This is a genomic window from Cupriavidus necator (assembly GCF_040578825.1).
Classification (GTDB): domain Bacteria; phylum Pseudomonadota; class Gammaproteobacteria; order Burkholderiales; family Burkholderiaceae; genus Cupriavidus; species Cupriavidus necator_E.
Map to the genome: position 1 here is coordinate 1 of NZ_JBEFLI010000067.1, position 20,993 is coordinate 20,993.

The following is a 20,993-nucleotide window of genomic DNA, read 5'->3' on the forward strand; positions in this document are numbered from 1 at the left end:
TCTTCACCAACCGGTCCAAGAGTTCGAACGCCTGTGTTGCGCGGGGATAGTCGATCCATCGATCCCGAGCCAAGGCAAGAATACGAACATTGTCGTCGCTCTTTGCTAAAGAACGGACATCCGGCAGAAGGTGGGGCAAGGAAGCACCCATGGCCAGTTCACAGTTGCTCGACGTGATAAATTGGAGCCGGCTTGCTGTAGTCGACGTCCGGCGTGGGCGATGGCGCATCAGGGGATTTCGTCTGTTGCCTGGACCGCCCGCTTGCTGGGAAAGGCGAAGTCTCCCCTGCTCTTCCGCGTCTGTCTGCAGATCGCCGCTTCGCTGTTGCCCCCTCGATGAGGCTGCGTTGCGCGGCGATCGCATTGAATATCGCAGACTCCGTGACGTGGGATTTTCCCTGCGATCGGAGATGCTTCAGTGCCGCCTTTTGCTCCCACAGGGAGATTCGGTCACGCCGCCATCGTCCGGTTCAGTCTTTCTATATGGCCCCCGAAGTAGGGTCGGCCAGGCGGGCGATACATCAGTTCGATTCCGTACTGATTGCAACCCGCTTGCAGTGCTTTACTTTTGAACTCAGCAGCATTGTCCAGATGCAGTACCTTCGGCATGCCATGCATCGGCCAGTCTACGGCGACCTCCCGGCTCGCCAACCAGGGCGCCTTGGGCAGGACCATCCGCGTAAGGAGTAGAGCGACGGTCGCCGCGTTAGGGCTGCACAGCGCCCTGGGTTATCTCTCCCCGCAGGAATTTGAAAAGCTACCTGTCGGTGTCATGAATCCGCCGCTACACCGGGCCTACACCGCCCCATCACAAGGAGAAAACCCATCGACATAAAATTCAAATGCAGATCTGTCCGATAAAACGGGGTAACCCCATCATCCGATTCGAAACCCCGAATCAGGGTGGGCCGATCCACACTCACCAAGTCAGGCGCCAACCTTCCCAGCCCGCTGAACGGCCCAGGCCCCTCCAGCCATGGCCGTTAGAGCCAACACAAGGGCGAACAGCATCGCGCCCGTTGCCAGCCCCACGGCGTCGATCAGGTACCCCGTCGCCACTGGCAGCAGACCCGCCGGGATATAGCCGCCGATATTGAGCACTGCGTTGGACTGCGCACGATGGCTGTCGGGCACGTGCAGGCCGATCAGGGTCAGGCCTCCCAGTTGGCCGAGCCCCTGCCCGGCCCCGGCGAGCAACGCTGCGGCGATCAGCGCCCACACCAGCGAGGCGTGAATGGCCAGCGCCAGGCAAGCCATTGCCAGCACTGTGGCGGACGCGCTGCCTGCAAAGGTTCGCGCCACCGGCCATTGCCGTACGGCAAGCTGCACCCCCACAGCAGTGAAGAACATCGCGCAAGCCATGCCGCCAGCCAGCAACGGACTGCGCACTTCAAGCAGCCGCGCCAGAAGCGATGGCCCCAGCGCCAGCACGAACGAGGTCGCGGTGATGCCCGGGCCGAAGGTGGCGATGCCGTACAAGACCTGGCGTCGGTTGGCCAGCGGCACGTGCGGGAATTGCAGACGAAGCGAGCCAGCCGCCCGCCTGCTACGTACGGGCAGGCGCAGGGCTGCCATCAGCGCACTGACCAGCACCAGCGCCTCGACTGCAAAGATAGGCAGCACCGGTTGCGCCAGCGCCTGGGCCAATCCACCTGCCAACAGCGGTCCCAGGCCGGCACCGAGCACCATCGCGATGGAGGCCAGCAGCGCCGCCTGGCGTTTGCGCTCGGCGCCGCCGGCATCGACTACCGCCGCCATGCCGGCCGAAACGATCACGCCCACGGCCACACCGGCCAGCAGCCGGCCCACGGCGAGCATGCCGATCGAGGTGGCGCTGGCGAACAGTCCGCAGGCAACCAGCGCGGCGGCCAGCCCGGGGATCAATACCGGTTTGCGCCCGTAATGGTCTGATAACTGCCCCGCTACCAGCAGCGTCCCCAGTAATCCGGCGATGTAGAGCGCAAAGATGACGGTCAGCATGCCGGACGAAAAGCCGAGCTGCTCCTGCCAATGCACGTAGAGCGGTGTGGTCGAGTTCGACAGCATGAAGACTGCAGTGACCAGCCAGGCGGCCCTCCACATGCGTGCGGGTGGGGAGACGATAGAAGGCTTGGCGACGCTGGCAGTAGAGGTAACGGACATGACGACACTCCTATACGAGATTTCTCGAACTATAGCTCAGTTCGAAAAATCTCGTACAGATGCTATATTAAGTGCACCATGAGAACATCTACCACTGACACGCCAGCGGATTTCCCGCCACCGCTCGAGGAACCAGCCGTCGAAGATCTGCGGCTGGAAGTTATTCTGGGCGCACTCGCCGATCCGCTCCGCCTTACCATCGTGTACAAGCTAATGCGAGAGTCGGATGCCTACGATCACCCTTGCGGATGGTTCGGTTTCGACCGGCCAAAATCGTCGCTCACCCACCATTTCAAAGCCTTGCGTGAAGCCGGGGTCATCCGCCAGCGCCAATATGGCCTGGAACGGCGCAGCCGACTGCGCCGCGAGGATCTGGACGCGCGTTTCCCTGGCCTGCTGGCCTTGGTCGAAAACTGGCAGCCGCCGAAGCGAAACGGTAAGCCCGAGCTGACATAACACCGAATCGCGGACTCCCCTCCAGCAACGCCCCCAGAGGGTCGGCTTCTCGGCAGTACGGGTTCCCGACACAGCCCTGGGTGCGCCGCAGATTTCGCAGGTTTTACAGTTCACCGATTTAAATCGAAGCAGGCCTATATCAACTTAATTGCGACAGCCACGCGGCCGTCGCCATTCTTGAAAGCTGTGTCAGCGCCTCGGACATGGCATCCAGGGCGCCCGGGGCAAGGCCTTCCTGAGTCCTTGCGGCTGAACAGAGCAAAACCGAGCGCGCCAGCTGCTTCGCGCTATCCCTGTCGATCGGGCATGGATGCAGGGCCATACTGGCGATCTGTGAGGCGATATCCCGGCCTTCGCCGAACATGACGACAGGTCCCAGGGAGGAAATCAGCATAGTTCCGAGCAGGCGGCCCTCCTCCGCTGGCAGCCGGCTACCCACGATCCCTTCGATCGTGGTGCCCGTAGGCATGCTGTGGAGTAGCTCGGCCAGCTGCTCGCGCAGATGCATCTCGCTACGCAGCTCAACTAGCGTGCGATGCGCTGGCAAGCCGAATGCATTCTCGGGCCCAAGCAGCTTGAGCAATGCTGGCGTGCCCAGCGCATGGGTGATCAATGAAGCCATCTCATAGACGGTCTGGGGCCGCAACTCGGGACGGGATGGCATCGTCATGGTTTCGAGTTGATGATTGGATTTCGATGTAATGCCTGTCACAGGATCGTCCGGTCGTCGCGCAACTTTGCGATCTGATGTGGCAAGTAACCCGCAGCTGTCAGGATCTCTTCGGTGTGCTCCCCCAGCATCGGTGCGCGGCGGCGTACTGCCCCAGGGGATTCGCTGAGCTTGATCGGTACGCCGGCGATCTTCACCGGTGTCGCGGAGCCGGGCTGTTCGACTTCCACCAGCATTTCTCGTACCGCGTAGTGCTCGTCCGCAAAAATCTCGGCCGCAGTGTAGACGGGGCCGAACGGCACCTTGCCGCCTAGCACCAGGCCAATCTCCTTTTTGGAGCGCACGGTGGTGAACGCTTCAATGGCGTCAATCACCTCCTCCTGATGCGCCACGCGTGCCGCGTTGGTTGCGAAGGCGGGATCGTGGGTCAGATCCTCGCGGCCGATGGCGCAGGCCAACTTCACCCAGAACGCGTCAGTGGCACAGGCGATCGATACATGGCCGTCGCGTGCTCGGAACAGTCCAAACGGGCACAGCAGCGGATGGCGGTTGCCTTCGGGTGCGGGTGCCGTACCGGTGTAGGAAGCCTGGTAGACAATACGTTCGCACATGGCCAGTACGGCGTCCGTCATTGCGACATCGACGAATTGGCCCTTTCCCGTATCGCGCGCCCGGTGCGCGGCTGCAAGAATGCCAATGCACAGCATGAGGGCCGGTATGGTGTCGCCCACGCCGGGGCCGATCTTGGTGGGCGTATGGCGGTCCGGGCCAGTGATGCCCATCATGCCGCCCATGGCCTGCGAGACGACATCGTACGCCGGCCATTGCGCATACGGGCTCGCGCCGCTGCGCGGATCCCCAAAGCCTCGCACTGCCCCGTAAACCAAGCGCGGGTTGCTCTCACGAAGCACCTCATATGACAAGCCCAGGCGCTCCATAACCCCCGCGCGGAAATTTTCCACCACGACATCGGCTTCATCGATCAGCCTGCGCAGAATTTCGCGGCCAGCTTCGGTTTTGAGATCCACCGCAATCGAGCGCTTGTTGCGATTGACGCTCTGGAAGTAGCCGCCGAAGTCGCGAAGTGCATCGTCGGCACAAAACGGCCCGGTGACGCGCGTGCCATCACCGGTCAATGCTTCGACCTTGATCACGTCAGCGCCATGGTCGGCCAGCATTTGGGTGCAAAAGGGCCCGGCAAGCATCTGGGTGAGATCGACCACCCGCAGGCCGGCAAGGGCGCCGGTTGTGGTGGGATGTCGTTGGCCATCGCGCTGCATCATGAATTCCGGATTTGAGTTGATCATGCGGCGCCGCCAGCCATCCAGGCGTGCAAGCGCGGATACAGTACAGGAGCCTGCTGAGCGTCCAGTGCGTCGACGAATTCCCACAAGGCCTCCGCCTGCTGCGCACCCAGCAGCGCCTTTGCCTTGCTTCGGAGCTTGGCGACCCTGATGGCATACGGCAACGGGCTGTTGAGGTCGACGGCAGCAGTCAGCAAGCCCCCCGACTTCGTCACCACGGCGGCGCGGCAGGCGGTATCGGCCATGGCCGGATCGGCCATGATTTCTACTCGCCGGGCCAGTTCCGACAACGTGGGATCCTTGCAATTCGCCTCGGAGAATGAACCCAGCGCAGCCGTGTCGACCCCGGCCAGCGTCATGGCGGCCGTCAGCTTGAGGCTGAACTTGGCCTCCAACCCCGTTGCCGGCTGCGCGATGCAGCAGACCGGTAACCACTGCGGGGAAATGGTGAGCACGATGCTCGCGATGTCCCCAGGTTGCAGCAGGTGTTGGTGACGCACGGCTGTCAGTGCTTCGAGTGCGGGGTGCGTGCCGTGGCAACAAGCGTGAAACTTGTGCTGAACCCGGACAAAGCGGAATGTATCCGGCGGGCCAACGAACGGATCTTCCGCGGCATCTTGCCCGCCCGCATGCGTGTCGGCGAACCCGCCTGCGCATGTGAGGGCGTCCGGACGTGAGACAAAGCCCAGCGCCGCAAGGGTAGCGGCTTCGACGCCGGATGACGCTGCCATGCCCGCATGGAAGGGCTTGGCCATGGTGCCGAACTGGCATTTCAGGCCGGACGCGCGCGTGGCGGCCAGGCCGAACGCATGGCTTGCACGCTCCGCATCGAGTCCGAGCAGGCGCGCTGCTGCCGCGGTCGCGCCGAAAGTCCCTGAGGTGGCGGTCTGATGGAAGCCGGCATTGTAGTGCGACCGTCCCAGCCAGGCGCCCACGCGGCACGTGATTTCCACCCCGATAAGGAATGCCTCTAGCAACGCCTTGCCGCTGGCCTGTTGCTGCTCGGCCACGGCAAAAGCAGCGGGCAGCACCGCCACGCTGGGGTGGCCGACGAAATCGAAATGCGTGTCGTCGTAGTCCAGTGCATGCGCAACCGCCCCGTTTAGCAGCGCCGCGGCACGGGCCGGAATGCGCTGCGGCAGGCCAAAGGCGCTGGCCTGCGTTGCGCCGGACTCACTGCGCACCAGTTCGCGCACGGCCTGGCTGACCGGCTCCTGCCCGCCGGCAATCGCCACAGTCAGGCAGTCATAAACAGACAGTCTGGCGACGGCGAGTGCTTCGGCGGGAAAACGTTGCGACGGATCCACGGCCAGGGCGGCGGCGCGTGCGGTCAGGTCGGGCGGCGGCATAATCGCATTGCTCATGTCTTGCTCCTCGCTCAGACCGCGGCCTTGCCCAGCATGGCATCGGAGATGATTCGCATCTGGATCTCGGACGTCCCTTCGAAAATCTTCGTGAGGCGCGCATCGCGCCAGTAGCGCTCTGCGGCGAAGTGAGTCGTATAGCCCGCGCCGCCATGGATCTGCAGGCCCTCGCTGGTCACGCGCTCGCACATCTCGCTGGCGAAAAGCTTGACCATAGAGGCCTCGGTATCGGCACGCACGCCTTCGTCGACTTTTTCGCACACGGCGTAGAGCAAGGCGCGCGCGGCTTCGATCTGGGTGGCCATGTCGGCCAGCTTGAAGCGGATCGCCTGGAAGTTGCCGATAGGCTTGCCGAACTGAGCACGGTCCTTCGCATACTGGATCGCATCCTCCAGGCTGCCCTGCGCCAGGCCGAGTGAGCGCGCTGCGGTGTGCGCACGCGCCGTTTCCAGTCCGGCTGTGGCGAGGTAGAAGGCCTTCCCCTCCTCGCCGACCATCTTTGAATGCGGCACGCGGCAGCCGTCGAAGGCGAGCTCCCAGGTGGTCCAGCCGTGGTAGCCAATCTTGGGAATGATGCTGCCCTTGACGCCCTCCGGCAGCGCGCCGCGCGGCTTTTCCACCATGAAGGCGGACAGGCCCTTGTGCCGCGCCTTGGGGTCGACGACTGGGTCGGTGCGGCAGATCACCAGGATGAAGTCAGCCTCATCGGCGAAAGTGCACCAGTACTTGCTGCCAGTGATGACCCAGTCGTCGCCGTCGCGCACGGCGCGGCAGGAGATATTAGCCACGTCGGAGCCGGCGTTGGGCTCCGACAGCGAGAACGCGCCGAGGAATTCGCCGCGTGCCATGCGCGGCAGGTAGTCGGCCTTCTTCTCCGGCGAGAGACCCTTTAGTGCCCCGATCAGGCCGTTGCCGCGGGCGATCAGGCTGCCCACGCTCATCCAGCCGCGCGACAGCTGCTCGGCCACCAGGCAGTATTCATAGGCGCCCAGCCCCAGGCCGCCGTACTCCTCGGGAATGAGGATTCCGAAGTAGCCGAGTTCGGCCATCTCGTCGATCAGCTCGCGCGGAATCTGGCCTTTGTCCGGGTCCAGCTTATTGGCGATAGGCAGCACGCGCTCCATCGTGAACTGGCGCGCGGCCTCCTGAATCATGCGCCGCTCCTCAGTCAGTTGTTGCAACTCACTCTCCTTGTTCTGTGTTCGTGTTCACCAAATGACATGCTCATATGTACGTACCTAGTAAAGCAAGATTTCAAACGCACTGCAACATTCCCCACGCAAAACAAGGGTCATTTTTGTAATATGGTTGACAGCCACCTTTGACGCACCACTATGTACGTACTTAGTTGAGTTTTGTAGCATGACGCAAGAACGGAGGGAGAGTGTGAAAAACCGGTTAGACGGCAACTACTTCGAAGACTTTCATGTCGGCATGAAGGTCAGTCACGCGACGCCACGTACGCTGACGGAAGGCGACCACAGCCTGTATATCGGGCTGACCGGCAGCCGCACCGCGATGTGCACGGCTGAGACCAATGCGCAACAACTGGGTTTAGCGCGGCGGCCGCTGGAGGACCTGCTGGTGTTCAACACGGCCTTCGGCAAGACCGTGCACGATATTTCGCTCAATGCCGTGGCAAACCTGGGCTACGCGGACGTGCGCTTCATGTCCCACGTGTATGCCGGTGACACGCTGGCCGTGGAGACGGAAGTCATCGGCCTGAAAGAGAACTCCAACCGCAAGAGCGGAGTGGTTTACGTGCGCTCAATCGCCCGCAATCAGGACGGACGCGAGGTGCTCGGCTGGGTGCGGTGGGTGATGGTGCACAAGCGCGATCACGGCGCACCCTGTGGCACAACGGTCATCCCCACCACGGAGGCGGTGGTGCCGGGCGGGCGCTTGCGCCGCGACGATTACTCCGTCCGGGTGCGTGAAATCACTGCAATGACCGCTGTCAGCGACTTGTGGGAAGACTACGCCGTGGGCGCGCGCATAGACCACCCGGGCGCGATGACCATTAATGACAGTGACCATAGCATCGCCACGCGCCTTTACCAGAACACGGCCCGAGCGCATTTCGACGGCCACGCCATGCACAGTGCCGGTTTGCAGCGACTTGTCTACGGCGGACACATCATCTCGGTATGCCGCGCGCTAGCCTATGACGGGCTTGAGAACAGCCTGTCGATCCTCGCCATCAACGGCGGCAGCCATGTGAATCCCACTCATGCCGGCGACACCATCGCCTGTGCCACCAAGGTGATCGACAAGATAGATTTGGGACAGGACCACATCGGCGGACTGCGGCTGCGCATGATAGGCGTGAAGAATGCCAACGCGTCGTCCATCGCCTTTCCCGAAGCGGGCGAGAGCCGCCCCGCGCATTCCTCCAATGTTGTGCTCGACCTCGACTACACCATCGCCATGCCGAAGCGCGGGACGTGACACGCATTGGCGCCCTACGCAACCGAACCAAAATCTTCCAGAAGACCACGACATGATTTCTACAACCCATCCGAGAGACGCGCTGTTTTCCGGCGAAAAGCCCTTCCCCGTCCTGGCCACCTGTGAGCACTTCGCCGGAAGCGAGAAGCTGATCGGCAAGGCCTTTGACCTACAGGTTGAGTACGGTCCGGTCTTTGACGTGACTTGCGACTGCGAGGACGGCGCTGCCGCCGGCCAGGAGCTGGAGCATGCGGCAATGGTGGCTCGCATGATCGCCTCTGATCGCAACCGGTTCGGCCGCGCGGGTGCGCGCATCCATGATCCGTCGCATCCGGCCTGGCGGCAGGACGTTGACAAGATCGTGGGTGACGCAGGTAGCCGACTGGCTTATATCACCGTGCCCAAAGTGACAAGTCATGGGCAGGTGGCCGAGGTCATCGGGTATATCGACGAGGCAGCACGGAAAGCGGGGCTGGACAGGCCCATCCCGGTACACGTGCTGATCGAAACCCACGGTGCGCTACGTGAAGTGTTTCAGATTGCCGAACTGCCGAACATTGAAGTACTGGACTTCGGCTTGATGGATTTCGTCAGCGGCCACCATGGAGCGATCCCCGCCGTTGCCATGCGCAGCCCGGGCCAGTTCGAGCATGCCCTGCTGGCGCGCGCCAAGGCGGACATGGCGGCGGCGGCGTTGGCCAACGGTATCGTGCCGGCGCACAACGTGTGCCTGAACCTGAAGGATGCGGCAGTGATTGCCGCAGACGCCAGCCGCGCGCGCCACGAATTCGGCTTCCTGCGCATGTGGAGTATCTATCCGGCGCAAATCATGCCCATCGTCAACGCCATGCGCCCCGATTTCGCGGAGGTGGAGGATGCCGCCAGCATCCTGGTGGCGGCGCAGGACGCGGATTGGGGCCCGATCCAGTACAAGGGCGAACTGCATGACCGCGCCACCTACCGCTATTTCTGGGCGGTGCTCGAGAAAGCAAAGATCACCGGCATGACGGTCCCTGAAGAGGCCAGCCGGCGCTTCTTCGCGGGCTGAGATGCAACGAGATGCCATCCAGGATGCGGTCCTCCACGGAAGAGTTCATGGATCTCTTGTACGAGGTTCGTGAAATCAGCCGCGGCTTGCAGAAGATGGCTCGGGCACGGGTTGCGTCTAATGCATCGAAACCGTGCCTCAACGAACTGAAGTCCTTGATCGTGGCACGGCTTCATGCCGATGACCTGCGGACCAGGATCATCTATTACGCATCTGCCGCGGAACTCGGCGTACCCCTGAGGCTTCCGGTAGAGCAATGCGAGCCGGTCATGGCCGGGCATGGAGGCAGATCGCTGCGAAGCCTGTTCTGGGCCGCCAATCGACGTATGCAGCGCCTGTGCCCGCCTTTGCGAGCTCGCCGGGACGACTGAAATGGATCGGAATCCGCAGCGATAGGCGGGGCATGCATACCCACCACCACCATAGGTACAAAAGGAGACAACATGAAAAAGTTCAAGGCGCTCGCCGTCGTTTCGCTGCTGATGGCTGTTTCTGCTCCGCTGAAGGCATCGGACTATCCTTCCAAGCCCGTTCGCATCGTTGTGGGCTTTCCGCCGGGACAGACCACGGACATCATCGCCCGCAAGCTCGCACAGCGACTGACGAGCACACTGGGCCAATCCTTTTATGTCGAGAACCGGCCTGGAGTCGGCGCCGGCCTGGCCGCCGAGCTGGTCGCTCGGGCAGAGCCTGATGGCTACACGCTGCTTGCGACCTCTAGCGGTCCGATGGCTGTGAATCGCTGGGTCTACAACAACCTGAAGTATGACGTGAAGCGAGACTTCAAGCCCATCGCCCTGATCGGGACGTTTCCCTTGGTCCTGGTTACGAGCCGGGGCTCGAATTTCCCCACCATGAAGGACCTGATCGCGTATGCAAAGAGCCATCCCGGCAGGATCAACTATGGATCCGGCGGAAACGGGGTGACTAATCATCTTGTGATGGAGATGTTTAAGGAGCGCGCCGGCGTCGACTTGACCCATGTCCCGTACAAGGGCGGAGTGGCCGCCATGACCGATGTGATCGCTGGACAGGTTGATGTCATGTTCGAGGTGGTTTCGATCGCAGAGCCTCTGATCAGGCAGGGAAAGCTGAAGGCCCTCGCGGTGGCGAGCGACAAGCGGGTGAGCACGTTGCCAGATGTGCCGACAGTCGGGGAGCTTGGATACCCGAACTTCCGCGGTGACCCATGGGTTGGCGTGGTTGCCCCGAAGGGTCTGCCTCCCCCAGTCCTGGCAAAGCTGACGGCGGCAATCGACGGGACGGTGAAAAGCCCGGAATGGCAAAAGGAAGTGGCCCTCCTCGGCGCCACGCCGAGCACGATGGGGCACGCTGAATTCAGCGACTTCATCCAAGCAGAGATTGTTCGATGGGGCGACGCAGCAAAGCGTGCAAACGTGAGGGCTGACTAAGAATCATGACGGACGACCCCAGCCAGTCCTTGGGGGCGTCCGGCTCTGTCGACAGTACAATGTGATCCCAGTGGGACCGGATTCCGGTCCTTTGATGACCACACTACTGTTTAGTCCAATGTCCGCAACGCAGAAGGAAAGCGACGCCACCGCCAATAGTTCACAAACGCGATACGCAGAAGTTGCAAGCGTGCTTGCCAAGGACATCATCGGTGGCCGGCGTGTCGTAGGCAGTTTGCTGCCTACGGAACTTGAGCTTGCCGCCCAATACGGCGTTAGCCGGCACACCGTCCGGGCCGCTCTCAAGGTTCTCCAGGAACTCGGCTACATCAGCCGCAAGAAGGCAGTGGGGACGATCGTGGCGAGTGCAAATCCGTCTGCGTCATACACGCAATCCATCGGCACAATTGATGACCTTGTACACGTGGCGGCCACAGAAGTGCGGGCAATCGAGAAGGTCACGGAGGTCGCCCTGGATCGGGATCTGGCAAGGCGGCTCGAAGCGCCGATGGGCAGCCGCTGGACGCTTTTTAGCGGGACACGGGTTGATGCCCGCAAGGGCACGACTCCTGTAGCGCAAGCAGATATATACGTCGACGCCACACTCACAGGGCTGACGGATCTAATCCTCAAACAGCCCGCCATATTGGTCAGTGCGATCATCGAGAGAGAGTGCGGCATGGCAATCGATGAAATTCGACAGATTGTTACTGCCGTGGTCATTTCGCAGCCCCTGGCCGACAGGCTTGGCGTAGCACCTGGATCAGCCGGTCTGCACCTGGTTCGTCACTATAAGCGGGCAGGCAAGATTCTCGAAATTTCAGACACTGTTTATCCTGCCGATCGTGTATCCGTGGCGTTCCAGCTCAAGAGGAGCATAGTTTGATGGCTGCGCCGGTCGTGGAAGCCTCTCACCGCTGCCGCGTGCGTTTGCCTCTGGGATGCGAAGCCGACAGCGCATCTTCGAGTCCCGAAGACGCACCCGCTTGATCGCCGGCGGAGACGTCGGTCGAATTCCACGCGCCCTGCCCTCGCCTGGCGCTCTTTTTCCGGGCTACTGTCGCCGTCCAGCGTGCGCCAAACGATGGTCATCCAGAATGCGCTCTTCGCCTGGCTCACCGAAGCTGGCTATCTGGCCGCCCCCCTCGCGCTCGCCCGCCGCCGACGCGCCCGGCGGAAATACTCGGCGACCGAATCGGCGCCGTCATCGCGGCGGGACTTGAACATCAACCCGGTATGATGTGCGGGATCTAGGACGATCTGCGCGCAGTCGATACCCTCGCCGCGCCTGAACGCGAGCAGCGCGTCGCCGAGGCTGTCATGGCTCACGGCGCTGATGTAGCCGATGCGCAAACTCAGCCAGCTCAGGCCGACCGCGACATTGAGCTCCGCACCGGCCGGGGCGCGCGTGTAGCGCTGCACGCCGGCAAGCGGCCCGGGCGCCTCGGCGATAAATAGGGCGAGCGCCTCGTCAACGGTCACCACGTCCTTCACATCACCGGCCTCAGTTGCCAGGGCATGAACTCATCGTCGCCCAGGCCGTTGCATTCGCTCTTGCTGGGCGTGCTCGATGCGATGGCCAACATCAGCCGGAACAGTTGCTCGCCCGCTTCGGCAATGCCGAGCCTGCCATCGATGACGCCGCCGCAGTCGTAGTCGATATCGAGCTCCATGTGCAGGAACCGCGGTGTATTGGTCATCAGCTTCAGCGAAGGCACCGGCTTGCAGTCGTAGGTCGAGCCGCGACCGGTTGCGAAGCAGATCAGGTTCGCGCCGCCGGCCACCCGGCCGTGGCCGGGTCCGGGTCGTAGCCCGGTGTGTCCATGAACACGAGGGCGCGCGCTGTCACGGATTCGGCGTACTCGTACGCCGCCATCAGTACGCTGCTGCCGCTCTTTGCGACGGTGCCTAGCAACTTGTTGATGGTCGTCACGCCGCCGGCCTTGTTGCCGGGCGACGGGTTGTTGTTCATATCCGCGCCAACCGTACGCGTGTAGTGGCCCCACCAGACGAGACGTGCCATCAGCGCGTTGGCAAACCGCCGGCGTCGCGGCGCGTGCGGTTAGCAGGTGCTCCGCGCCGTAGGGTGGTCGGCGTAGCCGCGCAACGTGCGCTGCAGCAGCGCCAGGCCTTCACCGTCGCCGACATGCGGCAGCCGCTGCCACGATCCCACCAACGTTCGGGAACGCCGCGGCCTCCGCTTGCCCAGCTTGCACGATGTGGCGGCAGACGGTGGCCGAGCAGTTCACGCTTGTGGTCACGACCATGAAATTGCGCGAGCGGACGCGGCCGTCGGCGCGCATGTAGCCTTCGAAAGTCTCTGGCGTCTCCACCGTTACGTTGTTGCGGTACGCGCAGCCTGCCACGTGTACCGCGGCGGCGTCGACCATGCCGACGTAATGCACATGAACGTGTGCGCCAGCGTGGATGCACGAATTGGCCACGCCGATCACCTCGCAATATTTGCGCACCGGCTGCCCGACCGCGATGGCGCGAGCACAACGTTGTGGCCGGAGGGATCGCCTCGAGCGTGACCTGCGCCCGTCCAGCGGGTGTCGGCCTCGAGTGCGACGCGCTCAACGGCCACGTCGCATGAGCAGGATCAGCGAAGGGTGGAGCATCTGTCAGTCCGAGTTGGCCAGCGCCGCCTGCAGGCCTGGCTGTACTAGTTTGAGGCTGGGTCTATGTCGGCGCTGTTTGCGCAGCGGGGTTCCTCGTGTACGCTTTCATGCCGGAAACGAACGGGACATTCCTCGACTAAATCAAGCAATGCGGCGGAGCCTGACCGGGCCGCGGCATCCCACCAGAGCCTCATTTTAGATCGGTCCGATTTGCCGAGAATTGACCGAAGTCCGCCTCCTGACGCCCCTCCCGTCAGTTGACTGACATCGTTCAATTCTGTGAGAAGCCCGGTTTCCGGCATCGGCCAGGATAGGCATGCGCGTACCGAGGGGCACGCGTTGATCTGCGGCGCTAGAGCTTCGAGGGTCTGTCGCCCCAGTGCATCGCTGCTAAACCACAATTACCTCGGATACTCACCGATCGGCATCAGCTGCGTTGCCATTCGTCGCATGTTTTTCGCTGTTGAATCTCACACGCTCGACATATATCCTCGGCGTCTTTCCGGTGCTCCAGCTTCCACCGCGGCGCGATGTAAGCTGCCGGCAGACGTGTACTAGTGGTTGAAAAACCGCGCCGAAAACAGCCACCAGCCCCCCCGTGAACGCGAGCGGCGCATGCGCGATTTCCGCCTGCCTGAGCGCACGCAGGCACTTCTCTCGAATCGATATATCTAGCATTCCTCATTCAATAGAGGCCGGATGATGGCAAAGAGCAGTTACCTCAATCTCCATAAAGGGGAAGAGTGGCAACGTGCTTAGGAGCTCATGAAGCTCGCCTGCGTCATCGACCTTGAAGATGCTGATATTTGCCCACTTTCCGGCGATACGCCAGATGTGAAGCCACTTGCCCGCACGCTGGAGCACCTTAGCCCGCTCCACCTCAGCTGCGCTAAGCGCCTGGACTTTTTCCTTGTCCATGTCGTGCGGAACTCTAACGATGATCTGAACTTGAAAAAGCACTTGTACCTCCAGATGCGGGGACTCGCCGCAGACGCCGCCGCGCCACCAGGAACGGGCATACGCGCCTCACACCCCGCCAGGTTAGGCGGCCCTTCTAGTGGCCACGTAGCGATCAAGCGCCTTTACGAAGAGGTCCGCGATTCCATGGTCGGAAGGCGGGTTCTGGCCTGTGATGAGTTCCCGATCTTCTACAACGTTGGCCTCGAAGACACCCTTGACGACGACCATGCCTCCAGCCGTTTTCAGGGCGTCGGCCACGTAGAACGGAACTTGGCCTCCGCCCATGATGTTCTCCTCAGCATACTGCTCCTCGTCATTAGAGAAGACAGTCATGCGATAGCCGGCATATTGCCAACCTTCGGCCGCAGCTTTCGCGGCCTCCGCATCGCCCTTCACAAGCGCAGCACGGAATGCCTTGGCCTTCGGCATCGCTGCCGTCACGGCGATCGGGCCGTGGCAGAGAAGCGCGGTCGGCTTTGATTCGGCGTGGAAATGACTGAGAACCTCGCCCAAGTCCTCATCCTGCATCAGGTCAATCATGGGCGGGTGACCGCCGGGCACGAAGACGCCGACATAGCCCTCCAACCCTTCGTTGATCACCGCGCGGATCGAGCGAGGATTCTGCATGCCGGAGTTTGTGGCAACGAAATCGAGGGCTTTTTGCAGCGCGTTTTCGCTGCCGCCGAAGTGGCCGGCGACGAGCGAATGCTGATCGACCACGGGCTGTTCGCCCTTCGGCGTCACGAGAACGATCTCATAGCCTGCATTGACAGCCGCTTGGGCGGGAATGGCGAGTTCGTTGAGGTAGTATCCCGTCACTTCTTTCTCACCGTTCTTGAGCTCGAACGTGTCGACGCTCGAACCAACGACGAGGATTTTTCCCTTCGTGTTCGTGATCATTTCCATGCTCATATAGACAAGTATTCACGTCATACCAACGCGGGACCGACTTTCCCTTGGGAAGCACTTCGAACCGGTGTGATCGATCATGCCAGATTGACTAACCATATCCAGAATAGTCAGTCGCGATGCGAATCTGAAGGGAGTCTTTCAACTATCAAGGTACAGCAGTCATTCATTCCTTCTAGTCGGCGCCGTCCCCTTTTTGGGCACCCATTTAGTCGCCGGGGTGAAGATGTTGCTAGCGCCAGCCGGCCGGAGCGGCGACCAGCACCACCACCGGCAGCATGATCGCCCACGACAGCAGGTAGGCGCGCCTCCAGTGCGCTGCCAATGTTCCCTGCAAATAGAACGAGAGACAGGCGGGCCGCGGCCACGGCACATTGATCCCTGACTGGATCACACTGAACACAAAGTGACTGTATTGCCGGGGAATTCTGAACTGACCTTGCCCCTGTCGCACGAATCCCATAGCCCATGGAATCAAGCAGCTCGGTGCTCCTGTGCTGCGAACCAGTTTTTCTCGAACGCCATGGGGCTGACGTAGCCCAGGGTCGAGTGAAGTCGAGTGGCTTTGTAAAAGATCAGCCAGTCAATCACCTCGTCCATTGCCTCGCGGCGGGTATCGAACCGGCCGCGAGGCAAGCGAGCGACCTTCAATGACCCCCACAAGCTCGCCAGTCGGGGCATCAGCAATCGCCCTTGCGACTCATCGAGCTGCGCATGCCTACGCCTTCAGGGCGTCTTGAAACAGGTGGCTGCAGTACGTCAGCATTCGCTACACTGAACGCTTGGCTGAGGCCGGCATTGAGCCCTCGGTGGGCAGTAAGGGCGACTCCTATGACAACGCCCTGGCCGAGACGCTCAACGGGCTATACAGGGCTGAGTTGATCCATCGCCGTGCGCCTTGGAGGACCAAGGAGTATGGGATTGTAGGCAATGAGTCCAGCGTAGTGACATGGCTGCCCCAATACTCACCTTGGAAACATCATCACCTTAGTCGCAATGCGCCCTCCGCCAGTTTCTTTCCACTCCCAAAATTAATGATCGCCAACACAGACCGCGTCATCGCGCGACAGGGAATTCGGTGACCCGTTGCGCGGCAAGCCCCTCCTTCAGGGAGGTGGGGGATGGCGAGGATGCCGTAGGCATCCTCGCCAACGTGAGCGCAGCCACGATGGTGCTCACGATGATCTCCATCGGCGTGCCCGGTCCGAAAACCTCCCGCACGCCGCACTGGTGCAGCAAGCGCCTGTGGTCTGCCGGAACAATGCCGCCGACGAAGACCGGCACATCGAGCGCGCGCTGCCGCAAGGCGTGTAGCAGCGCCGGCAGCAGATCCAGATGCGCGCCGCCCAGCGTGGAGATGCCGATGGCATCGAAGTCGCCATCGCAGGCGGCAGACGCAACCGCCTCGGCCGACTGGAACAGCGGTGTCAGTTCGACCACGAACCCCGCATCCGCAAGCCCGGCCGCCACCGCTTTCGCACCGCGGTCGTGGCCGTCCTGGCCCAGCTTGGTCATGAGGATCCGGGGCGCGCGGCCGAGCCGCTCGCGCAGCGCACTGACGCACTCGCAGGCCGCCAGCCATTCCGGGCTGCCGGCGCGAGCCGTGCCGTACAGCGCTGCGTCATAGGACGACCGGGCAGTATGGCGCGGCCAGACCTGGAGCAGCGCCCGGGTACATTCCCCGACGGTCGCGCGGCAGCGCATGGCATGGATTGCACATGCGAGCAGGTTACGGCCGCCGTGCCTGGCCGCGTCAGTCAGGGCGGCCAGGGCATGCCTGACCTCTGCGTCATCGCGGCGGCTGCGCAGCACGACGAGGCGCCGTGCCTGTTGCGCGCGGACCTGGGTACCGTCGATCTCCAGGCACTCCTGGCGATCGTCGTCGGGATCGCGGTAGCGGTTGACGCCTACCACCACTTCCTCCCTGGCATCGAGCCGTGCCTGTGTCCGCAGCGCATTCTGGTGGATGCGCCGCTGCACCCAGCCGGATTCCAGGGCCGCAACGATGCCGCCCTGGGCATCGATGTGCGCCACCAGCGCGCGAACCTCGGTCACCATGCGGCCGGTCAGCGACTCGATCAGGTAGGAGCCCGCCCATGGGTCCGCCACCTCGCACAGGCCAAATTCATGCTGGAGGATCAGTTGCGTATCGCGGGCCAGCCGCGAGGCCTGCGCGCCCGGCAATGCCAGCGCCTCGTCAAAGCCGTTGGTATGCAGCGACTGCGTACCGCCGAAGATCGCGGCCATCGCCTCGATCGTGGTGCGCGCGATATTGTTGAGCGGCTGCTGGGCGGCGAGGGTCCAGCCCGAAGTCTGGCAATGCATGCGCATGGCGGTGGCGCGCGCGCTGGTGCCACCCAGTTCGCACACGATGTCGTGCCACAGGAGCCGCGCGGCGCGCAGCTTGGCGATCTCGACGAAGAATGGCTTGCCGACGCCGAAGAAGAAGCTCAGTCCGCCGCAGAATGCGTTGACATCCAGGCCGCGCTCGCGCAGCAGGCCGACATAGGTCCTGGCATTGGCCAGTGTCAGCGCCAGTTCCAGCACCGGATCGGCGCCCGCTTCCTGGAAGTGATAGCCCGAAATCGACATGCCGTTGAACTTCGGCGCATGCGCGGCCAGCCATTCGACCACGTCGGCGGCGATGCGCAGCGACGGCTGCGGCGCATGGATCCAGGTGTTCCGGACCATGAACTCCTTGAGGATGTCATTCTGGATGGTGCCGCGCAGCTGTTCGAACGGGACGCCCGATTCCTCGGCCGCGACCAGGAACGCTGCCAGCACGGGCAGCACCGCACCACTCATGGTCATCGATACCGACACCCGCTCCAGCGCAATGCCTTCGAACAGGCGTCGCATATCTTCGACCGAGTCGATGGCTACGCCGGCCATGCCGACGTCGGCCTGCGCCTGCGGGTCGTCGGAATCGTAGCCGCGATGGGTCGGCAGGTCGAAGGCCACCGACAAGCCCTGCGCGCCCTGCTTCAGGGCCTCGCGATAGGTGAGGTTCGACGTTGCGGCGTCACCGTATCCCCCATATTGGCGGATGGTCCATGGCCTGCCGCGGTACATGGTGGAATAAGGGCCACGCACGAACGGGGCCTCGCCGGGCATGCCGCCCAGGTGGCCAAGGCCGGTCAGGTCGTCGGGCCCGTAGACCGGCTTCAGCTCGAGGGGACTTGCCGGGTCGTCTCGTTTCGCGTTCAACGTTGCCTCCAGCGTTTCTGCGTGACCGCATCGGCGATCTTCTCGCCGTCGCGGCTGCGCCGGATCTCACACCAGTGCGTCAATCCCTCCTCGTCCTCGCGCAGCGCGGAAAAGGTCAGCTCCAGCGACTCGCCGACATTGACGTTGCCATGGAAGAACAAGTCCCGCGCGAACACCGTGGGCGGATCCGCGTCGCGGCGCCATTGCCATTCCGCACGATCGACCATGGCCTGGAAGCTGGCGAAGTACAGCAGGTCGGCGCCGTTGAAGTCGTTGCAGGGGCACGGCAGGTATTCGGCCGCGTGGCAGACGCGATGCCGGGCCTGATCGAGCCCGAGATGCGTGCCCCAATCCCCGCAGCGAAACCGCCGTGCCAGCAGCGACAGTTCCGCCGCCTGTGCCGACGGGCCGGCGCCGGCCCACTGCGCGGCCACGGTCGGCATGGTGCGCACGACCGAGCGGTTGTCCCGCTCACGCGTGCGGCGGATGAAGGTGGACAGCATCGTCACGCTGGCGCGGCGGTCCTCCTGCATGCCGACCGCATGTTCGCTGAGGTGCTTCACGCCACCCGTTGGCACGATGCGCGAGCCGATGCTGAACTCGGCGTGCTCGCCGACCGTTTGCGGTGCGGCGTCGCGCACGCGGATTGCGGTGAACGCCGCATACACCGGATTGCCCTCGGCATCCCGGAAGTCCGGCACCGCCAGGCCGACGCCGGCGGCCAGCAGGCGCCAGTGCAGGTCGCCGCAGGTCTTCAGCAGCCAGTTCTCTGACAGGCCGGTGTATGCCAACTGGGGCATGCCGGCGACATGGCGCGAGACAAGGACTTCCATGTCAGGCGGCCAGCGCGGTGTCGCTCTCGCCCGCGGCAATCAAACCGGCGAGGTATTCGGCGTCGCGCGCGATGCCGGAGAATCGCCCCGATCCCCACGTGTGCAGCCAGGGCAGGCCAAGGAAGTACAGGCCGGCGTGCGCGGTCACGCCACGTTCGTGGCCCGGATAACCGCGGCCGTTGAACACCGGCACTTCGAGCCAGCTGAAATCCGGTCGGAAGCCGATGCACCAGATGATCGAACCAATGCCGGCTGCCAGGGGATCGAGTTCGGTGCGCTCGGCTGGTGGCGTCCACACGGGATCATAGACGCTCGGCGGCGGCGCCTCGATGCCTCGCTCCGCGATGAACTTGTCGATGCTCGCATTGATGCGGTTGTAAGTCGCATCGGCATCGTCCAGGTTGCGACGCAGGTCCGGCGCAAAACGCAGTTGGCCGTCGAGGTAGTCGTCGAGCACGCCGTAGAGCTCCATGCCCTCGGTGGCAAACCTGCGCAGATCGATATCGCGCCCGCCGTCGCGGCCGGTGACATAGTGATTGGTGTTGTCGCGCACGCCCTCGCGCAGCGGATGCTCGGTGACCGGCAAGTCGTAGTATTTCATGTCCGCGAGCCAGTCCACGACGTCCCGCCCGCGATAGAAGCGCGCGCAGCGCGGCGCCTCGCCGACGGCCAGATACACCTTGCGCCCGGCCAGATGCAGGTCTTCGGCAATCTGCGCCCCAGACTGGCCCGAGCCGACCACGAGCACCGCACCCTCCGGCAGCGACGCGGGATTCCTGTACTCGGACGATTGCAGCTGCCGGACCGACGCCGGCAGGCGCTCGGCCATGCGCGGCACGATCGGCGTGTGATAACCGCCCGAGGCCACCACCACCTGGTCCGCGGTGAATGCACCCTGGCTCGTCACCACGGCAAATCCTCCCTGGGCGCGCGCCTTCACTTGCCGCACCTCGGTATGCTCGAGCACCGGCGCGCCGACCGTCCGGATAAAGCCATCGAGATAGGTTGTGATCTCATCCTTCTTCATGAAGCCGTGCGGATCATCACCCTGGTAGGGATAGCCCGGTAGCGCGCATTGCCAGTTCGGCGTCACCAGGCAGAACGCATCCCAGCGTTGCGTGCGCCAGGTGTGCGTGACGGTGTGCTTCTCGATGACGAGATGATCGATGCCGGCCTGCTTCAGGAAGTAGCTCATCGATAGTCCGGCCTGGCCGCCGCCGACAATGATGACGCCGTAGTGCCTGGGCTCCGCGGCCTGGCCCGGATTGGTGTTGATGAAGTGAGACATGTTGAATCCTTTGAGGCGAGGGATTTGCAAATCGGCTAGCTGCCAAAGCCGAGAAACCGGACGGTGGCTTCGTTCTGGCCCTGGAACCGCAGCGCGGCGATTTCCAGGATGCGGAGCTGGTCCATTGCGGAGGAGCAGGCATAGCCATACCTGGCACGCACCCGCTCGGAAGCGGCGCCCAGCGCGGTACGCGCGCGCTCGACAAACTCGTCCAGCGAATACGCCGTCCCGGCGACAAAGTGCTCCGTGACGATGGAGGATGGGGAATAGCAGGCCATCTCGGTCTGGTCAGGCCAGCGGATGCGGAAGTGGGTAACCGGCATGGCAGTTC

Annotated in this window: 19 protein-coding genes and 5 pseudogenes; 9 read left to right on the forward strand and 15 right to left on the reverse strand. The window is 63.0% G+C overall.

The window, feature by feature from the left end; all coding sequences use genetic code 11:
- Positions 1-927: 927 nt before the first annotated feature.
- Positions 928-2,142, reverse strand: coding sequence for an MFS transporter (locus tag AB1I47_RS26190; RefSeq protein WP_354686619.1), 1,215 nt, complete (start codon positions 2,140-2,142; stop codon positions 928-930).
- Between the two features lie 78 nt (positions 2,143-2,220).
- On the opposite strand from AB1I47_RS26190, the gene AB1I47_RS26195 reads away from it, so the two are divergent.
- Positions 2,221-2,598, forward strand: coding sequence for an ArsR/SmtB family transcription factor (locus AB1I47_RS26195; RefSeq protein WP_354686620.1), 378 nt, complete (start codon positions 2,221-2,223; stop codon positions 2,596-2,598).
- Positions 2,599-2,737: 139 nt separating this feature from the next.
- Here AB1I47_RS26195 and AB1I47_RS26200 read toward each other — a convergent pair whose 3' ends face one another.
- Genes AB1I47_RS26200 through AB1I47_RS26215 form a run of 4 tightly spaced genes read right to left on the reverse strand, consistent with a single transcriptional unit; the run spans position 2,738 to position 7,117 of the window.
- Positions 2,738-3,310, reverse strand: a complete 573-nt coding sequence (locus AB1I47_RS26200) for an acetate--CoA ligase family protein (protein WP_354686621.1) — start codon at positions 3,308-3,310, stop codon at positions 2,738-2,740.
- Positions 3,307-4,575, reverse strand: coding sequence for a CaiB/BaiF CoA transferase family protein (locus AB1I47_RS26205; protein WP_407935914.1), 1,269 nt, complete (start codon positions 4,573-4,575; stop codon positions 3,307-3,309). The genes AB1I47_RS26200 and AB1I47_RS26205 overlap by 4 nt, the downstream gene beginning before the upstream one ends.
- Positions 4,572-5,921 carry an MmgE/PrpD family protein gene (locus AB1I47_RS26210; RefSeq protein WP_354686622.1) on the reverse strand — a complete coding sequence of 450 codons (1,350 nt, stop codon included), beginning with the start codon at positions 5,919-5,921 and terminating at the stop codon, positions 4,572-4,574. The genes AB1I47_RS26205 and AB1I47_RS26210 overlap by 4 nt, the downstream gene beginning before the upstream one ends.
- Positions 5,922-5,950: 29 nt before the next feature.
- The gene (locus AB1I47_RS26215) at positions 5,951-7,117 is read right to left on the reverse strand and encodes an acyl-CoA dehydrogenase family protein (RefSeq protein WP_354686623.1); all 1,167 of its coding nucleotides are present in this window, start codon (positions 7,115-7,117) and stop codon (positions 5,951-5,953) included.
- A 181-nt stretch (positions 7,118-7,298) separates the two neighbouring features.
- Here AB1I47_RS26215 and AB1I47_RS26220 point away from each other — a divergent pair, with 181 nt between their 5' ends.
- From AB1I47_RS26220 to AB1I47_RS26245, 6 genes and pseudogenes are all read left to right on the forward strand, one after another.
- Entirely contained in the window at positions 7,299-8,384 is a 1,086-nt protein-coding gene (locus tag AB1I47_RS26220; protein ID WP_354686624.1) for a MaoC family dehydratase, read from the forward strand.
- 52 nt (positions 8,385-8,436) lie between these two features.
- Positions 8,437-9,432, forward strand: a complete 996-nt coding sequence (locus tag AB1I47_RS26225) for an HpcH/HpaI aldolase/citrate lyase family protein (RefSeq protein ID WP_354686655.1) — start codon at positions 8,437-8,439, stop codon at positions 9,430-9,432.
- Positions 9,433-9,479: 47 nt separating this feature from the next.
- Positions 9,480-9,803, forward strand: coding sequence for a hypothetical protein (locus AB1I47_RS26230; RefSeq protein WP_354686625.1), 324 nt, complete (start codon positions 9,480-9,482; stop codon positions 9,801-9,803).
- Positions 9,804-9,875: 72 nt separating this feature from the next.
- A complete protein-coding gene (locus AB1I47_RS26235) occupies positions 9,876-10,844 on the forward strand; it encodes a Bug family tripartite tricarboxylate transporter substrate binding protein (RefSeq protein ID WP_354686626.1) in 969 nt (322 codons plus the stop codon).
- A 94-nt stretch (positions 10,845-10,938) separates the two neighbouring features.
- A complete protein-coding gene (locus AB1I47_RS26240) occupies positions 10,939-11,730 on the forward strand; it encodes a GntR family transcriptional regulator (protein ID WP_354686627.1) in 792 nt (263 codons plus the stop codon).
- 150 nt (positions 11,731-11,880) lie between these two features.
- A pseudogene (locus AB1I47_RS26245) lies at positions 11,881-12,015 on the forward strand (tyrosine-type recombinase/integrase); the annotation flags it as partial.
- Here the strand turns inward: AB1I47_RS26245 and AB1I47_RS26250 are convergent.
- From AB1I47_RS26250 to AB1I47_RS26260, 3 genes and pseudogenes are all read right to left on the reverse strand, one after another.
- A complete protein-coding gene (locus AB1I47_RS26250) occupies positions 11,973-12,338 on the reverse strand; it encodes a PfkB family carbohydrate kinase (RefSeq protein ID WP_354686628.1) in 366 nt (121 codons plus the stop codon). The pseudogene AB1I47_RS26245 and the gene AB1I47_RS26250 sit on opposite strands and share 43 nt — an antisense overlap.
- Positions 12,335-12,867, reverse strand: a pseudogene (locus AB1I47_RS26255) (hypothetical protein). Before AB1I47_RS26255 ends, AB1I47_RS26250 begins: the two are co-directional and overlap by 4 nt.
- Before the next feature lie 109 nt (positions 12,868-12,976).
- A complete protein-coding gene (locus tag AB1I47_RS26260) occupies positions 12,977-13,297 on the reverse strand; it encodes a UxaA family hydrolase (RefSeq protein ID WP_354686629.1) in 321 nt (106 codons plus the stop codon).
- A 729-nt stretch (positions 13,298-14,026) separates the two neighbouring features.
- Between AB1I47_RS26260 and AB1I47_RS26265 the strand changes: the two are divergent.
- A pseudogene (locus AB1I47_RS26265) lies at positions 14,027-14,128 on the forward strand (IS6 family transposase); the annotation flags it as partial.
- An 18-nt stretch (positions 14,129-14,146) separates the two neighbouring features.
- Here the strand turns inward: AB1I47_RS26265 and AB1I47_RS26270 are convergent.
- The 3 genes and pseudogenes from AB1I47_RS26270 to AB1I47_RS26280 all read right to left on the reverse strand — a co-directional run.
- Complete coding sequence (locus AB1I47_RS26270) at positions 14,147-14,425, reverse strand: muconolactone Delta-isomerase (RefSeq protein ID WP_354686630.1); 279 nt, start codon at positions 14,423-14,425, stop codon at positions 14,147-14,149.
- Between the two features lie 81 nt (positions 14,426-14,506).
- Positions 14,507-15,325, reverse strand: a complete 819-nt coding sequence (locus AB1I47_RS26275) for a type 1 glutamine amidotransferase domain-containing protein (RefSeq protein ID WP_354686631.1) — start codon at positions 15,323-15,325, stop codon at positions 14,507-14,509.
- A 483-nt stretch (positions 15,326-15,808) separates the two neighbouring features.
- Positions 15,809-16,091 (reverse strand): annotated as a pseudogene (locus tag AB1I47_RS26280) (IS3 family transposase); the annotation flags it as partial.
- Between AB1I47_RS26280 and AB1I47_RS33885 the strand changes: the two are divergent.
- Positions 16,075-16,416 (forward strand): annotated as a pseudogene (locus tag AB1I47_RS33885) (hypothetical protein); the annotation flags it as partial. The pseudogenes AB1I47_RS26280 and AB1I47_RS33885 sit on opposite strands and share 17 nt — an antisense overlap.
- Here AB1I47_RS33885 and scpA read toward each other — a convergent pair.
- The 4 genes from scpA to AB1I47_RS26305 are packed head-to-tail and all read right to left on the reverse strand — an operon-like array spanning position 16,391 to position 20,985.
- On the reverse strand, positions 16,391-18,541 hold the full coding sequence (gene scpA / locus AB1I47_RS26290) for a methylmalonyl-CoA mutase (RefSeq protein WP_354686632.1): 2,151 nt from the start codon (positions 18,539-18,541) through the stop codon (positions 16,391-16,393). The pseudogene AB1I47_RS33885 and the gene scpA overlap by 26 nt on opposite strands.
- On the reverse strand, positions 18,538-19,374 hold the full coding sequence (locus AB1I47_RS26295) for a Pnap_2097 family protein (RefSeq protein ID WP_354686633.1): 837 nt from the start codon (positions 19,372-19,374) through the stop codon (positions 18,538-18,540). The genes scpA and AB1I47_RS26295 overlap by 4 nt, the downstream gene beginning before the upstream one ends.
- A 1-nt stretch (position 19,375) precedes the next feature.
- Entirely contained in the window at positions 19,376-20,662 is a 1,287-nt protein-coding gene (locus AB1I47_RS26300) for an MSMEG_0569 family flavin-dependent oxidoreductase (protein ID WP_354686634.1), read from the reverse strand.
- 35 nt (positions 20,663-20,697) lie between these two features.
- Positions 20,698-20,985 carry an MSMEG_0570 family nitrogen starvation response protein gene (locus AB1I47_RS26305; RefSeq protein ID WP_354686635.1) on the reverse strand — a complete coding sequence of 96 codons (288 nt, stop codon included), beginning with the start codon at positions 20,983-20,985 and terminating at the stop codon, positions 20,698-20,700.
- Positions 20,986-20,993: the final 8 nt, after the last annotated feature.

Bases quoted from the DNA above. Each gene is read 5' to 3' on its own strand.
- AB1I47_RS26190 (WP_354686619.1), bottom strand. From the start codon at position 2,142: ATGTCCGTTACCTCTACTGCCAGCGTCGCCAAGCCTTCTATCGTCTCC.
- AB1I47_RS26195 (WP_354686620.1), top strand. From the start codon at position 2,221: ATGAGAACATCTACCACTGACACGCCAGCGGATTTCCCGCCACCGCTC.
- AB1I47_RS26205 (WP_407935914.1), bottom strand. From the start codon at position 4,575: ATGATCAACTCAAATCCGGAATTCATGATGCAGCGCGATGGCCAACGA.
- AB1I47_RS26210 (WP_354686622.1), bottom strand. From the start codon at position 5,921: ATGCCGCCGCCCGACCTGACCGCACGCGCCGCCGCCCTGGCCGTGGAT.
- AB1I47_RS26220 (WP_354686624.1), top strand. From the start codon at position 7,299: ATGACGCAAGAACGGAGGGAGAGTGTGAAAAACCGGTTAGACGGCAAC.
- AB1I47_RS26225 (WP_354686655.1), top strand. From the start codon at position 8,437: ATGATTTCTACAACCCATCCGAGAGACGCGCTGTTTTCCGGCGAAAAG.
- AB1I47_RS26230 (WP_354686625.1), top strand. From the start codon at position 9,480: ATGGATCTCTTGTACGAGGTTCGTGAAATCAGCCGCGGCTTGCAGAAG.
- AB1I47_RS26235 (WP_354686626.1), top strand. From the start codon at position 9,876: ATGAAAAAGTTCAAGGCGCTCGCCGTCGTTTCGCTGCTGATGGCTGTT.
- AB1I47_RS26240 (WP_354686627.1), top strand. From the start codon at position 10,939: ATGACCACACTACTGTTTAGTCCAATGTCCGCAACGCAGAAGGAAAGC.
- AB1I47_RS26275 (WP_354686631.1), bottom strand. From the start codon at position 15,325: ATGATCACGAACACGAAGGGAAAAATCCTCGTCGTTGGTTCGAGCGTC.
- AB1I47_RS26295 (WP_354686633.1), bottom strand. From the start codon at position 19,374: ATGGAAGTCCTTGTCTCGCGCCATGTCGCCGGCATGCCCCAGTTGGCA.
- AB1I47_RS26300 (WP_354686634.1), bottom strand. From the start codon at position 20,662: ATGTCTCACTTCATCAACACCAATCCGGGCCAGGCCGCGGAGCCCAGG.
- AB1I47_RS26305 (WP_354686635.1), bottom strand. From the start codon at position 20,985: ATGCCGGTTACCCACTTCCGCATCCGCTGGCCTGACCAGACCGAGATG.